This is a genomic window from Paraburkholderia bengalensis (assembly GCF_037126505.1).
GTDB lineage: Bacteria > Pseudomonadota > Gammaproteobacteria > Burkholderiales > Burkholderiaceae > Paraburkholderia > Paraburkholderia bengalensis.
On record NZ_JACFYJ010000055.1, the window covers coordinates 1 to 13,798 of the forward strand.

General features: G+C 63.3%; 12 protein-coding genes. 3 read left to right on the forward strand and 9 right to left on the reverse strand.

Features of this window, described 5'->3' with window-relative positions; translation table 11 throughout:
- Window positions 1-140 precede the first annotated feature (140 nt).
- Complete coding sequence (locus H3V53_RS26880; RefSeq protein ID WP_006048089.1) at window positions 141-479, reverse strand: P-II family nitrogen regulator; 339 nt, start codon at window positions 477-479, stop codon at window positions 141-143.
- A 415-nt stretch (window positions 480-894) separates the two neighbouring features.
- Between H3V53_RS26880 and H3V53_RS26885 the strand changes: the two genes are divergently transcribed.
- Both H3V53_RS26885 and H3V53_RS26890 read left to right on the forward strand, forming a co-directional pair.
- Window positions 895-1,146 carry an accessory factor UbiK family protein gene (locus tag H3V53_RS26885; protein ID WP_054917498.1) on the forward strand — a complete coding sequence of 84 codons (252 nt, stop codon included), beginning with the start codon at window positions 895-897 and terminating at the stop codon, window positions 1,144-1,146.
- 100 nt (window positions 1,147-1,246) lie between these two features.
- Window positions 1,247-2,824 (forward strand): YifB family Mg chelatase-like AAA ATPase, encoded by a 1,578-nt coding sequence (locus H3V53_RS26890; protein WP_336600524.1) that lies wholly within the window; start codon window positions 1,247-1,249, stop codon window positions 2,822-2,824.
- 333 nt (window positions 2,825-3,157) lie between these two features.
- On the opposite strand, the gene H3V53_RS26895 is transcribed toward H3V53_RS26890, so the two are convergent.
- Window positions 3,158-3,727, reverse strand: a complete 570-nt coding sequence (locus H3V53_RS26895; protein ID WP_336600525.1) for a hypothetical protein — start codon at window positions 3,725-3,727, stop codon at window positions 3,158-3,160.
- A gap of 209 nt (window positions 3,728-3,936) precedes the next feature.
- Here H3V53_RS26895 and H3V53_RS26900 point away from each other — a divergent pair, with 209 nt between their 5' ends.
- Window positions 3,937-4,461 (forward strand): TlpA disulfide reductase family protein, encoded by a 525-nt coding sequence (locus H3V53_RS26900; protein WP_336600526.1) that lies wholly within the window; start codon window positions 3,937-3,939, stop codon window positions 4,459-4,461.
- Between the two features lie 74 nt (window positions 4,462-4,535).
- On the opposite strand, the gene H3V53_RS26905 is transcribed toward H3V53_RS26900, so the two are convergent.
- The 7 genes from H3V53_RS26905 to H3V53_RS26935 all read right to left on the reverse strand — a co-directional run bounded on the left by H3V53_RS26905 (window position 4,536) and on the right by H3V53_RS26935 (window position 13,747).
- On the reverse strand, window positions 4,536-5,891 hold the full coding sequence (locus tag H3V53_RS26905; RefSeq protein WP_336600527.1) for a sigma-54-dependent transcriptional regulator: 1,356 nt from the start codon (window positions 5,889-5,891) through the stop codon (window positions 4,536-4,538).
- A 61-nt stretch (window positions 5,892-5,952) separates the two neighbouring features.
- Window positions 5,953-8,022, reverse strand: a complete 2,070-nt coding sequence (locus H3V53_RS26910; RefSeq protein ID WP_336600528.1) for a sensor histidine kinase — start codon at window positions 8,020-8,022, stop codon at window positions 5,953-5,955.
- A gap of 3 nt (window positions 8,023-8,025) precedes the next feature.
- Window positions 8,026-9,306 (reverse strand): C4-dicarboxylate transporter DctA, encoded by a 1,281-nt coding sequence (locus tag H3V53_RS26915; protein WP_054917609.1) that lies wholly within the window; start codon window positions 9,304-9,306, stop codon window positions 8,026-8,028.
- Between the two features lie 411 nt (window positions 9,307-9,717).
- Entirely contained in the window at window positions 9,718-10,788 is a 1,071-nt protein-coding gene (locus H3V53_RS26920) for an ABC transporter ATP-binding protein (RefSeq protein WP_336600529.1), read from the reverse strand.
- A gap of 20 nt (window positions 10,789-10,808) precedes the next feature.
- Complete coding sequence (locus H3V53_RS26925; protein WP_054917691.1) at window positions 10,809-11,600, reverse strand: ABC transporter permease subunit; 792 nt, start codon at window positions 11,598-11,600, stop codon at window positions 10,809-10,811.
- Window positions 11,601-11,608: 8 nt separating this feature from the next.
- Window positions 11,609-12,550, reverse strand: a complete 942-nt coding sequence (locus H3V53_RS26930; RefSeq protein WP_336600530.1) for an ABC transporter permease — start codon at window positions 12,548-12,550, stop codon at window positions 11,609-11,611.
- A gap of 99 nt (window positions 12,551-12,649) precedes the next feature.
- Window positions 12,650-13,747, reverse strand: coding sequence for an extracellular solute-binding protein (locus H3V53_RS26935; protein WP_054917614.1), 1,098 nt, complete (start codon window positions 13,745-13,747; stop codon window positions 12,650-12,652).
- Window positions 13,748-13,798: the final 51 nt, after the last annotated feature.

The window sequence follows — 13,798 nt, forward strand, 5'->3', positions numbered from 1 at the left end:
CAAGGGTGGGGAGCGCGAGGCATCACGCGCGATTGGTAACTTCCGTGACATTATCGAAGCTGCCCACGCGTACGGTGCGAGCGACGTCCACATCGAGCCCAATAATTTACGCATCTTCAGTTTCCTCTTGTCGCTGTTTTTTACAGTGCGTCCGCGCCGGTCTCGCCGGTGCGAATACGAATCACCTGTTCGATCGGTGTGACGAAGATCTTTCCGTCACCGATCTTGCCCGTACGCGCCGCGCGCTCGAGGGCTTCGATCGCCTGGTCGACGATGTCGTCCGACACCGCAGCCTCGATCTTCACCTTCGGCAGAAAGTCGACGACGTACTCGGCTCCCCGATACAACTCCGTGTGGCCCTTCTGACGACCAAACCCCTTCACTTCCGTCACCGTGATGCCCGAGACGCCGATTGCCGACAGGGCTTCGCGCGCCTCATCGAGCTTGAACGGCTTGATGATTGCGGTAATGAGTTTCATGAAATCCTCGCTGTAGTGACTCAACCCGTTTGCGTGACTTGCATTTGCCTTGCGCCCCGCTTTCGGTCATTCCCCGAAACCGCAAGCTCGTGGCGCATCTCCAGACGGCGTCCCGCCGGTGCGCGGGGCAGTAACAGCAACGTCCATGCCATGTTTGTGGCAGACTCCCGCCGACGCTTGTGGCACAAGGGTTTGCGCGTTGTCTTGTCCGAATGGCCAGTTCAGGCCCGGCACTGTGGCGCGGCATCGGGATCGTTGCTAGAGTGTTTGCAGGCTTGGACCACGGGCGTGCGCACCAAAGGGGCCCACGCCCCGCTAGGCGGCCGCCGACTTTGCACCACAAACGATCATTCGGTGCGACGAGGCACGCACGCATCGACACATGCACATTTTTTGTGCAGTTAAGGGGATTGAAATGAAACAACCAAACGACGTCTTCAATGACTTTCAGGCGAAGGTCTCGGAGCTGTTCAAAAACTCGCCGGCCAAAGATGTCGAACGCAATGTGCGGGCCATGCTGTCGCAGGGCTTTTCGAAGCTCGACCTGGTCACGCGCGAGGAATTCGACACGCAAACCCAGGTGCTCGTACGCACCCGCGCACGGCTCGAGGAACTCGAGCGGCGCGTCGCCGAACTCGAACAGAAGCTGCCGGTTCAGTCATCCTGATTACGCGCCTCTGATCTGCACATCACCGGCAAGCGGCCCGTGACGTCGTCAGCGTTTTGAGGTGTGCGCGCGCCAGGCGCGCGTCTGGACGGGAGAAATCATGTCGCTTGCCGTGGTGCGCAGTCGCGCGCCGGCCTCTGGTCGCGCGCCCGAAGTTACCGTCGAGGTTCATCTCGCCAACGGGCTGCCTTCTTTTTCCATCGTCGGCCTGCCCGATCTCGAAGTGCGCGAAAGCCGCGAACGCGTGCGAGCGGCGCTGCTCAACTGCGGGCTCGACTTTCCCGTGCGCCGGATCACCGTGAATCTCGCGCCCGCCGATCTTCCCAAAGAATCCGGCCGTTTCGATCTGCCCATCGCGCTCGGCATCCTCGCCGCCAGCGGCCAGATTCCTGTCGAATCGTTGGGACATCGCGAGTTTGCAGGCGAGTTGTCGCTGACGGGCGCGCTGCGGCCGATGCGCGGCGCGTTCGCGATGGCGTGCGGCACGGCCCGCGGGCATCTGCCGTCGGTTTCTGACACGAGTTCCGGCATACACGAAGCGGCGCAGACCGACCGTACCCCGGAACTTTATCTGCCGCTCGCGAGCGCCAAAGAAGCGGCGCTCGTGCCCGGCGTCGCCGTGTATGGCGCCGCCGATCTGCCGTCTCTATGCGCGCATCTTGCCGGCGATGCCGACGCGCGCCTCTATCCCGTCGCGGCCGCCACATTACCCGACGACGCCATCGCCGCGCCGCCCGACATGGCCGATGTGATCGGCCAGCGCGGCGCGCGGCGCGCGCTCGAAGTCGCTGCCGCTGGCGGCCATCACGTGTTGATGATCGGTCCGCCTGGCGCGGGCAAGTCGATGCTCGCAGCGCGTCTGCCCGGCCTGCTGCCGCCCATGACCGACGACGAGGCGCTGACCTCCGCCGCACTGCTGTCCGCGAGTGCACTCGGCTTCACGCCGATGCAGTGGCGGCAACGGCCGTTTCGCGCGCCGCATCATTCGTCGAGTGCGGCTGCGTTGGTCGGTGGCCGCAATCCGCCTCAGCCCGGCGAGATCACGCTCGCTCATCTGGGCGTGCTCTTCCTCGACGAACTTCCGGAATTCGACCGCCATGTGCTCGAAAACCTGCGCGAACCGCTGGAGAACGGCCGCATCACGATTTCGCGTGCCGCTTTGCAGGCGGACTTTCCAGCCGCGTGCCAGTTGATCGCCGCGATGAATCCGTGTCCATGCGGCTGGCGCGGCGATCCCGGCGGCCGTTGCCGGTGCACGCCCGAAGTGGCGGCGCGCTATCTGCGCAAGCTGTCGGGGCCGCTGCTCGATCGCATCGACATTCAGATCGAGATTCCTGCTCTCTCGCCGGCCGAGTTGTCGGCGCGCAAGACGACGTCCGGGGAACCGAGCGCCGCGATCGCGCAGCGGGTCCAAGCGGCACGCGAGCGGCAATTGTTGCGGCAGCGCAAAACGAACCGGGCGTTGAGCGGGCGCGAGGTGGACGAAGTCTGTCGCCCGGACGCGGAAGGCGAGCGTCTGTTGAGAGAAGCGGGCGAGCGTTTCGGCTGGTCAGCGCGCGCTTACTATCGAGTATTGAAGGTCGCCAGAACGATTGCCGATCTCGCCGGCGACGATGTGCCGAACGCCGCGCAGCTGTCCGAGGCGGTCCAGTACCGGCGTGCGTTTAGCACGCAGTAAAACGTGCAGACGACAAAAAATGCATGTCAAGACTTGACTTATGCACATTTCCCGCTCCGCGACATATTTTGATACAACTGAAAGCCAGCTGTGAGGCATCTGCGCGATGCCATTGATTTTATTGGCTTTTTCAAAATGCCGCGATTCAGGGCAAAGTGACAAATCGCCCGTCCGCTGGGGATTTGCGGGCTACCGCACAGAGTTACCAACAAAGTTATCCACAGATCCTGTGGGTAACCGAAAAACTTCCATGTAAACCGCAGCCTAGCGTTCTTTTTTGCGAAGGAACTTTCACTCGTGAAACGTCTCTGAGGCGACCTGTCTGTCACTGAATCAGTAAAGTTTGAACGATCCGAAGAATTGCTCCACTTGCTCCGGCGGCGGCTCTTTGCTAGCGATCACGGCCGCCTGATACACATGCCGCCCCTTGGCAACGAGCCGCGCGTGCATGGTTCGCAGTTCCTGTTTTGGCCCGGCCTTGCCCGTGAACGTCATCTCGAGCCCCGGCACCTGGCCGCCCACGGCAAGCGGAATCTCCGCCGCGCGGGCATCCGGCTGCGTGCCCAGGTTGTGCGCGAGGCCCGAGCGCAGGAAATCGAGCGCAGTGCGCTGCACCTGAGGATCATCGCTTGGCAGCATCACGGTGCCGACGGCGAACACGGCGTCGCCCGCCTCGGCAATCTGCATCGACATTTTCATCGGCGTGCCGCCGATGTCGATCTGCCGCTCGTCGGTGGTGGGCTTCGCGGGCAGGTCGACGGTGTAGCCGTTGTCGTTGTTCATGATGGTGCGCCAGTCATAGGTGGGCGAGCACGCGGCCAGCAGAAACCCCGCCGTAAGCAAGGCGGCAACGGTCGAAATCAGCGAGCGAAACGGAGCAAGGGAGAACGGGGAACGGACCATGACGCGGCGTAAACATGACATGACGGAAACTCACATTATCCGTCCGATCCCATGCGAAGCCCGTTATCCGCTGCTTAACCCGGTGGCCAGCCATGTCACAGGATTGACGGTAGAATGTGGGATGCTGTTCGCGGCGTTCGTCCGCGCTGCTGTTCTGGCAGCCCGGCAGCGCCTCAAAACGTGTCTCACGCGTTTCCCGAGGTCCTTTCATGAGCCAAACTACCGTTTCCCGGCGTTCGAGCCCGATCCGCTATATCGCTGCCGCCGTCGTGGCCGGCGCGATTGCCGTCGCGGGTTACTTCGCGTTCGGCAGCCAGCAGCACGTGCCCGACGCGACGTTCACGCTGCTGTCCGGCCAGAAGGTGTCGACCGCCGATCTGAAGGGCAAGGTGTACCTCGTCAATTTCTGGGCGACGAGCTGCGACACCTGCATGAAGGAAATGCCGCAGATGGTGCAGACGTATAACCGCTTCAAGGACAAGGGTCTTGAGTTCGTCGCCGTCGCGATGAGCTATGACGCGCCGATGTACGTCACCAACTACACGGAAACGCGCCGCCTGCCGTTCAAGGTCGCGATGGACGACGGTTCCGCCGCGAAGCAGTTCGGCAATGTGCAGCTGACGCCGACCACGTTCGTGATCGACCGCAACGGCAAGGTGTTGAAGCGCTATGTCGGCGAGCCGCAATTCGCGGAACTCGATCAGTTGCTGGCAAAAGCGCTGGGCACGACCTGATCCGCACCCGCCTCTCCTCGCGACGGGCGTCGCGCCGTGATATGCCCGCCGCGCGCCCGTCTGTCCAACGCACCTCACCTCTCGCCTTCTCCACGCGCCGCCAGGCCGTAACGCTTGATCTTCTCGTAAAGCGTCGCCTTGCCGACCTGAAGCCGGTCCGCGGCGACAGCCACCGCGCCGCCCGTCTGCTCCAGCGCCTCGGCGATCACTGCGCGTTCGAACTGCTCCACGCGCTCCTTCAGCGGCTGCGTGATCGACGTCAGGTCGTTATCGGCGGGATTCGCCATCGTGTCGTCGCCGACGCCCAGCACGAAGCGATCCGCCGCGTTGCGCAATTCGCGCACGTTGCCGGGCCAGTCGCGCTGCATCAGGTTCGTGCGCTGACGATCGGTCAGAATTGGCGCAGGACGCTGGTAGCGCACGGCGGCATCGAGCAGGAAATGCTCGAACAGCGGCGCGATATCCTCGCGCCGCTCGGAAAGCGGCGGCAGCGCGATGGTCACGACATTCAGCCGATACAGCAGGTCGCGCCGGAAGGTGCCCGCCGCGACGTGCTCGGTCATGTCGCCCTTCGCCGCCGCGATGATCCGGCAATCGACGCGGATCGGCTGATTCGAGCCAAGCCGCTCCAGCACGCCGTCCTGCAGTACGCGCAAGAGCTTCACCTGCAACGCGAGCGGCATGCTTTCGATCTCGTCGAGAAAGAGCGTGCCACCGGACGCATGTTCGAGCTTGCCGATGCGCCGCTTGGCCGCGCCCGTGAACGCGCCCGGCTCGTACCCGAACATCTCCGATTCGAACATCGGCTCCGGCAGCGCGCCGCAGTTCACGGCGAGAAACGGCTTGTCGCGGCGCGGCGACAGTTCGTGCAGACTGCGCGCGATCAATTCCTTGCCAGCGCCGGTGTCGCCGTTGATCAGCACGGACGCATCCGTCGGCGCGACGTTCGCGATCAGCTTACGCACCTGCTCGATGGCAGGACTGCGCCCGATGATGCGCGGCGCGAGCGTGCCCTGCTCCGCGAGTTCACGTCGCAGCGCGAGATTTTCGAGCACCAGCGTGCGGCGCTCCAGCGCGCGGCGCACGGTTTCGATCAGGCGCTCCGACGCAAACGGCTTTTCGATGAAGTCGTATGCGCCGTCGCGCATCGCCTGCACGGCCATCGAAATATCGCCGTGGCCCGTAACGAGAATCACGGGCACGTCGGGCGCGCGCTCCCGGCATTGCGCGAGCAGATCGAGGCCGCTCGCGCCAGGCAGGCGGATATCGCTGACGATCACGCCCGAAAACTCCGCGTTGATCAGCTTCGCCGCCGATTCCACCGACGCGTGCCCGACCACTTCGAATCCCGCGAGTTGCAGGCTTTGCACGCTCGCGCGCCGCACGAGTTCGTCGTCTTCGATATAGAGGACCTGCAAGCCCTTGTTCATGTTTCGTACCGCCTGAATGCGTTGAGTGCGCGTTGAATGTGCGTTGAATGCGCGCGACGAATCACGAGCCCGTCGCGACGGAATCCGCGATATCCGCGGCGGGCGCCCGCGCGCGGCGCAGCGTCAGCACGAACTCGGCGCCGCCTTGCGCGTTGTTGCGCGCGGTGAGCGAGCCGCCGCAATCGCGCGCGATCGACGAGCAGATCGCGAGCCCCAATCCGAGGCCCTGGCCCATTTCCTTCGTCGTGAAGAAGGGCTCGAACAGATGCGGCAATACGTCGTCGGGAATGCCGGGGCCATTGTCGCTCACGGTGATCGTCAGCGACGCCTGCGACGTTTCGACGGCAATCGCGATGCGCGGCGCGGGCGTCGCCGCGACAGCGTCGAGCGCATTGCCGAGCAGGTTGATCAGCACCTGTTCGAGCCGCAAGTCGTCGCAATGCGCGACCCGTTTCGGATCGTCGCGGTCGAGATCGAAACGCACGGGCGCCGCGCCTTCGTCGATCAGCGACACATCGACGCTCACATCCTGCAAGCGTTTTTGCAGCAACGTCAGCACGTTGCGCAATGCGCGCGCCACGCCCGCGCGCGCATTGCGCGGCCTTGCGCGTCCGACGAACAGCTTCAGCTGATTAGTGATCTTGCCCATGCGCTCGGTGAGCGCGGCGATCGCTTCGAGATTGTCCTTCGCGGATTCATGATCGCCGCGTTCGAGAAACACACGCGTGTTATCCGAGAAGCCGCGCAATGCCGCGAGCGGCTGATTCAGTTCATGCGTGATGCCCGCGGCCATCTGGCCGAGCGCGGCGAGCTTGCTCGCCTGGATCAGTTCGTCGTGTGCGGCGCGCAGTTCTTGTTCGGCGCGCGTGCGCTCGCTCACTTCCTTCTTCAGTTGCTCGTTGGCTTGCGACAGATCGGCCGTGCGTTCAGCGACGCGCTGGTTCAGTTCCGCATACGCCTTTTGCAGCAGCGCGCGGCTGCGCATCACTTCGCGCACGCGCGCGCGGCGCATGCGCCAGTAGAACAGCAGCAGGCACAGCGACACATAGCCGAAGCCCGTCACGATCGTTGCGTAGCGCGCATCGGCATTGACGGGATCGATGGGCGCCATCGTGATGAGACGCCAGTCCGGCTCGCCGAGCGCGCGCTGCGACGAGAGAAAGCGCGGCGCCGCGTAATTGCCGCCGCGCCCGCCGCCGATGCGCACGATCTGCGCGCCGCCTTCGAGCGTGCGCATCACGGTCATCGGCAGCGGCGCGATGGGTTGGCGCGCGTACTGGCGCGTATCGAAGATCGACGCGATCACGTCGCTCGAAAGCGGCTTGACCGTGTGGTACTTCCACGCTGCCACCGACGACAGAAAGATCACGCCGTGATCGTCGGTGACGATCATCGGCTCGGACGCATCGGCGCCCTGAAACCATTCGAGATTCAGCTTCACGACCGCCACGCCGACAATCTTGCCGTCGCGCTTCACGGGCTGCGAGATGTAGTAGCCGGGATCGAGCGACGTCGTGCCGATCCCGAAAAAGCGCCCGACGTTTCCCTTCACCGCCTCGACGAAATACGGTCGGAACAGATACTCCTGGCCGATGAAGCTGTCGGGCTGATTCCAGTTGCTCGCCGCGACGCACTTGCCCGCCGCCGTGATGATGTACGCGACGTTCGCGCGGGCGCGGCGGTTCAGGTCTTCGAGATATTGATTGGCGCGCGCCACGTTGGCGGCGCTCGGATCGACGAGCACATCCTGCACGAGTGGATGTTCGCCGAGCAGATACGGCAGGGATTCGTAACGTTCGAGCGTGCTCTTGAGCGCGTTCGTCGTGCGGTCCGCCCGCACGGCCGCATTGCGCCGCAGCGTATCGATGCCGTGCTGCCACGTGATGGTCCACGTGAGCCCGCAAGCCGCCACGAGCCCGGCGACGAGCGCGAACAGGATCAGCAGGCGGCGCGTCACGATGGCGGAAGTCGGTCGATGGGGATCGCCTATTGTGGCATATCGCGCCCCATCGTCGAACGGGTCGGGGGTTGGCCCGCCCGTCTGTGATTCTGTCTGCCCGTTCATCGGTTCAGACGGCGCCTGCGTTGCATGCGGCGCCGCGCCGCCATGTTGCCGCGGCGCCGCTTTCATGGCTCAGACCTCGGCCGCTTCGGTGACGGCGACGTCGCGACGCAATGCAGCGCGCAGCTTCGACCGGTCGAGTTCCTTTTCCCACGCCGACACGACAACCGTCGCCACGCCGTTGCCGACGATGTTCGTCAGCGCGCGGCATTCGCTCATGAAGCGGTCGATACCGAGAATCAGCACCATGCCCGACAGCGGAATGGTCGGCACGACGGCGAGCGTGGCGGCCAGCGTGATGAAACCTGCGCCCGTCACGCCGCTCGCGCCCTTCGACGTCAGCATCGTCACGGCAAGCAGGGTCAGTTGCTGGCCCCATGTCAGATCCGTGTTGGTCGCCTGCGCGATGAACAGCACAGCCATCGTCATGTAGATGTTGGTGCCGTCGAGGTTGAACGAGTAGCCCGTCGGCACGACGAGGCCGACCACCGAACGCGAGCAGCCGAGCTTTTCGAGCTTCAGCATCAGTTGCGGCAGCGCCGCTTCCGACGAACTCGTGCCCAGCACGATCAGCATTTCTTCCTTGATGTACGCGACGAAACGCAGGATGTTGAAGCCCACCATGCGCGCGATCAGGCCGAGCACCACGACCACGAACACGATCGACGTCAGATAGAACGTGCCGATCAGCTTGAGCATTGGCAGCAGCGAGCCGATGCCGTATTTGCCGATGGTGAACGCCATCGCGCCGAACGCACCGATCGGCGCGAGCTTCGTGATGATGCCGACCATGCCGAACAGGATGCTCGACAGGCTTTCGATAAAGCTCGTCACCGGCTTGCCGCGCTCGCCGACATGCGCGAGCACCGCGCCGAACAGCAGCGCGATCAGCAGGATCTGCAGGATTTCGCCTTGCGAGAACGCCGACACCAGCGTGTCCGGAATGATGTGCATCAGGAAGTCGACCGTGGTCTGGCCGTGCGCCTTTGCGGCATACGACGCGACTTCCTTGCCGTTGAGCGTCGCAGGATCGACGTTGAAGCCGACGCCGGGGCGAAGCAGGTGCGTCGCGGCCAGGCCGAGGATCAGCGCGAACGTCGACACGATTTCGAAGTACAGCAGCGCCTTGCCGCCGACGCGCCCGACCTTCTTCATGTCTTCCATGCCCGCGATACCCGTCACGACGGTGCAGAAGATGATCGGGCCGATCACCATCTTGATGAGCTTGATGAACGCGTCGCCGAGCGGCTTCATGTCGGTGGCGAGCGCGGGATAGAAGTGCCCCAGGGCAATGCCGATGATGATCGCGACGATCACCTGCACGTAGAGGACTTTATAAATGGGTTTCTTCACGATGGTGTTTCCTGCAATGGAGTAAAGCCAGGGTGGACCGGCGGCCGGCCACTCAGCGCATCACGTACGACTGAACGTGCGTCACGCGCGGTGAACAAGCCGCGACAGACGACGAAATCAGAAGAACCAATACAGGAACTTGGGCATCGTTGTCTCCTATCGACCAGAGTTAATGCTTTTGCGCCTTACTCTGGTCTTATGCAAGGCTTGCTTTTTTAATGGTCGGGCCATGTTGGCCGCACTTTCTATTCGCAAGGTCGATGCCAGACTTTGTTTCGCGCTTAATCTCTTGATTCACAAGGAAATTTCACGGCGCGCGCGCGACCACGCTTCCAGCTTTCCGGAAATCCGGAATCGGGGCGTCCGGATTCCCGAACGCCTTATCCCATAAGGCTTAGGGCTAACCCTAACCTATTGGACGCCTTCTTCGAGCACGAGCAGGTTCTCGTGCGAAAAGCCGAGCGCCACCGGCTGGCCGCGCTCGGGCAAACGGCGGTTCGGATCGTTGAACACATCGAGTGAAATGACTTCGTCTTTCACGCGCGTCCGGATACGCACGATCGCGCCGAGAAAGCTCACTTCCTCCACCGTCGCCGTCAGCGTGTTGCGGCCCGCGGCGGGCGCCTCCAGCACGATCGCCTCCGGACGCAGCGCGAGCATGCGCTTCTTGCCGGTGTCGTCGGCGGGCAGCGGTTGTGTGGTGCGCAGTTCCTGGCCATCGACGGCCATGCGGCCCGTGACGGGATCGATCACATGTCCCGACAGAATGTTCAGCGTGCCGACGAACGACGCGACAAAGCGCGTGCGCGGGTAGTTGTAGATATCGAGCGGCGTGCCGACCTGCTCGACGCGCCCTTCGTTCATCACGACGATGCGGTCGGAAATCGACAGCGCCTCTTCCTGATCGTGCGTGACGAAGATCGACGTGATGCCAAGCTCGCGTTGCAGCGCGCGAATATCCTGGCGCAGCGAAATGCGGATTTTTGCGTCGAGCGCCGACAGCGGCTCGTCGAGCAACAGAACCTGCGGCTTGCTCGCGAGCGCGCGCGCCAGCGCGACGCGTTGCTGCTGGCCGCCCGACAATTGCCATGGATACCGCTCGCCGAGATGCGGCAGCTTGATGAGTTGCAGCATTTCATCGACGCGCCTTTTGATCTCGCCCTGCGGCCGGTTCGCGACCTTCAGCCCGAAGCCGATGTTCTCTGCGACCGTCATGTTCGGAAACAGCGCATACGACTGAAACACCATGCCGACGTTGCGCTGGCGCGTGCGCAGATGCGTGACGTCGCGGCCATCGAGCCGGATCGTGCCGCGCGTCGGCGTCTCGAAGCCGGCGATCATCCGCAGCACCGTCGTCTTGCCGCAGCCCGACGGCCCGAGAAAGGTGATGAATTCGCCGCGCTCGATCTGCATGTCGAAGTGATGCAGCGCGGTGTTCGCGCCGAACGTCTTGTGCAGACTGTCGATTTCAAGGAATGCCATGACGATGCCTCAGTTCAACATCAGGGTTTTTGCGCGGCGAGCGCGCGTGCGGAGCCGAACACCTGGATCAGCCCCATCGACGCCCACGTAACGGCGAACGCGATGATCGCGAGCGCGGACGGCTCGTAAGCGCGGTTCGCGCCGATCAGCTGCAGATACGGACCAAACGCCGGCCGGTCGAGCAGACTCGCCAACGTGAACTCGCCGATCACGACAGCAAAGGTGAGAAACGCGCCCGACAGAATGCCCGAGCGGATATTCGGAAAGATCACCTTGAACAGAATGGTCGGCCAGTTCGCGCCGAGGCATTCTGCCGCTTCCGTCAGCGAGCGCACGTCGACGGCGCGCAGGCCCGCATCGACCGCGCGATACATGTACGGCAGCGACAGCGTCACGTAGCCGAACACGAGCAGCAGATCCGTCGCGCGTTCGTTCGCGGTCAGCGGCAGGATCGAACTGCTGTTGTAGATGCGCAGATAGCCGAACACGATCACGATGGCGGGCACGACGAGCGGCAGCAGCGTGATGAACTCGACGATGCCGCGCAGCTTCGGCAAACGCAGTTGCACCCAGTAGGCCGTCGGCACCACAAGCAGCACGCCCACGACGATCGTCAGCAGCGCCATCAATATCGAGTAACCGAACGACGCCTGAAAGTGCGGATCGCCGAGCACGACTTTGTATGCATCGAAGCTGTACGTACCGCGCCGCATGCGCAAGCTGAATTCGAAAGTCGCGATCAGCGGAATCAGAAAATACAGCGAACCAACGATCATCGCGGTCCACGCGCCCACGCGCGACTGTTTGTTCATCGACGCTTTCATCGCCGCCCCCTTTCGACACGCGAGCGCAGCCAGATATAGCCGCCGTTCGACAGCCCCGTCACGAGAATCATGCCGAGCGCGAGCGCATAGCCGAGGTTCTGGTTGTGCAGCACGTCGCCGCGAATCTGTGCGTACAGCAGGATCGTCACGATGTTCAGCGAACTGCCCGTCAATGCATACGCCGTCGCCACCGCGCCGAACGAATTCGCGAACAGCAGCAGCGTCGCGCCGAGCACACTCGGCCACAGCACCGGCAACGCGACGTAGCGCCAGTACTGATACGCAGTGCCGCCGAGGCAATCGCACGCTTCACGCCACTCGCGCTTCAGACCGTCGAGCGCGGGCGTGATGATCAGCACCATCAACGGAATCTGGAAATACAGATACGTGATCGTCAGGCCCCAGAAGCTCAGAATGCTGAAACCCGTCGAATAGAGATTGACGCCCGTGTACTTCTTCAAAAGCACCGTCACGAGACCGACGCGCCCGAGCGTGCAGATGAACGCGAACGCGAGCGGCACGCCCGCGAAGTTCGACGCGACGCCGGAAAACGTCAGCAGCGTCGGACGAATCCAGCCGGGCAGCTTGCCGTGCACGGCCGCCCACGCGAGCAGCGAGCCAAGCGCCGCGCCGCCGATCGCCGATGCCGCGCTGACCTTGAAGCTGATCCAGTACGCGTCGAGCGTGCCTTCCCGAAACAGGTCGCGAATGTTGGCGAGCGTGAAGTGACCTTGCGCGTCCTGGAACGCGCCGATCATCAGGAAGCCTGTCGGCAGGATCAGGAACAACAAGGCAAAGATAAAGAACGGCATCACGCCGATCCACGTCCAGACGGGCGACGACCTTCCCGGGCCATCCACCTTCGGCGCCGGCTGCGGCACGGACGGAACCATCAGGTCCGCCTGGCCGCCCGGCCCGGCTTCCGATGAAGCGCTCATAACTCATCCTCGAACTGAACGACCTGTTGCGTCCGCGCGATGCGGACCACGAAGTCCGCATCGCCGGATCATGCCGCGCTTGCTTGCACTCAGCCGACCTTACTTGACGTTCGCGCCGACCACCTGGTCCCACTGCTTGGTGACGACTTCCTTCGTCGCGTCCTGCTGCTGCAGCGTCGGGAACACGGCGTTCTTGTAGGCGGAAGCGGGCGGCAGCTTGTCGAGCAGCGCCTGCGGCACCTTCTTCTGCGACACCAGTTCGTTGTAGCGGATCGGGTGGCAATAGCCAGCGAGCCAGCCCAGCTGGCCTTCATCCGAGTACAGGTATTCCATCCACAGCTTCGCGGCGTTCGGATGCGGCGCGTACGCGCTGATCGCCTGTACGTAGACGCCCGCGACGACACCCGTCTTCGGCACGACGACCTGTACCTTCGGGTTGCCCTTGAGCGTGTCGCGGTCGGCGAGCGCGTTGTAGTCCCAGCGCACGATGATGGGCGTCGTGCCTTGCGCCAGCGACGCCGCCTTGCCGATCACGGGCACGAAGTTGCCGTTCTTGTTCAGATCGGCGAAGTACTTCAGGCCGGCTTGCGCAGCCTTGCTCGCATCGCCCTTCGATGCCGACAGGCCCGCCGCGTACACGCCCTGAATGGCCTGGTTCGCCGAGCGCGGATCGCCTGCGAGCGAGACGGCGTTCTTGTAGTCGGCCTTTTGCAGATCGCTCCAGTCGGTTGGCACCTTGTCGATCATGTCGGCGTTCACTTCAAACGACAGCACGCCGTAGTAGTCGCCCGTCCAGTAGCCTTCGGGGTCCTTGTTCTCGTTGGCAATCGACTTCCACGTCGCGACCTTGTACGGCTGCAGCAGGCCTTGCGCCTTCGCTGCGGGACCGAACGACAGGCCGACGTCGATCACGTCGGGTGCCTGCGGACCCTTGTTGCCCTTGTTCGCCTTGATCGCTTCGATCTCGTCGCCCGAGCCGGCATCGGGATTCAGCTCGTTGATCTTGATGCCGTACTTCTTCTGGAAGTCCGCGAGCATCGGACCATAACCGCACCAGTCATGCGGCAACGCGATCACGGTGAGCTGCCCCTCCTGCTTCGCGGCGGCGACGAGCGCATCGGGCGGCGCTGCCAGGGCATTGCCTGCGGCGGCCACGCCGCACGCCATAAGGAAATAACGCAACGTGGTCGGTTTCATAGTGTTCTCATCCTCTGCCGAAAATTGCTACGTTAGGAAAACTGCTTATTG

Coding starts and splice junctions, on each gene's coding strand:
- H3V53_RS26900 (WP_336600526.1), top strand. CDS start 3,937: ATGAGCCAAACTACCGTTTCCCGGCGTTCGAGCCCGATCCGCTATATC.
- H3V53_RS26885 (WP_054917498.1), top strand. CDS start 895: ATGAAACAACCAAACGACGTCTTCAATGACTTTCAGGCGAAGGTCTCG.
- H3V53_RS26905 (WP_336600527.1), bottom strand. CDS start 5,891: ATGAACAAGGGCTTGCAGGTCCTCTATATCGAAGACGACGAACTCGTG.
- H3V53_RS26910 (WP_336600528.1), bottom strand. CDS start 8,022: ATGAAAGCGGCGCCGCGGCAACATGGCGGCGCGGCGCCGCATGCAACG.
- H3V53_RS26930 (WP_336600530.1), bottom strand. CDS start 12,550: ATGAGCGCTTCATCGGAAGCCGGGCCGGGCGGCCAGGCGGACCTGATG.
- H3V53_RS26895 (WP_336600525.1), bottom strand. CDS start 3,727: ATGGTCCGTTCCCCGTTCTCCCTTGCTCCGTTTCGCTCGCTGATTTCG.
- H3V53_RS26935 (WP_054917614.1), bottom strand. CDS start 13,747: ATGAAACCGACCACGTTGCGTTATTTCCTTATGGCGTGCGGCGTGGCC.
- H3V53_RS26890 (WP_336600524.1), top strand. CDS start 1,247: ATGTCGCTTGCCGTGGTGCGCAGTCGCGCGCCGGCCTCTGGTCGCGCG.
- H3V53_RS26920 (WP_336600529.1), bottom strand. CDS start 10,788: ATGGCATTCCTTGAAATCGACAGTCTGCACAAGACGTTCGGCGCGAAC.
- H3V53_RS26880 (WP_006048089.1), bottom strand. CDS start 479: ATGAAACTCATTACCGCAATCATCAAGCCGTTCAAGCTCGATGAGGCG.
- H3V53_RS26925 (WP_054917691.1), bottom strand. CDS start 11,600: ATGAACAAACAGTCGCGCGTGGGCGCGTGGACCGCGATGATCGTTGGT.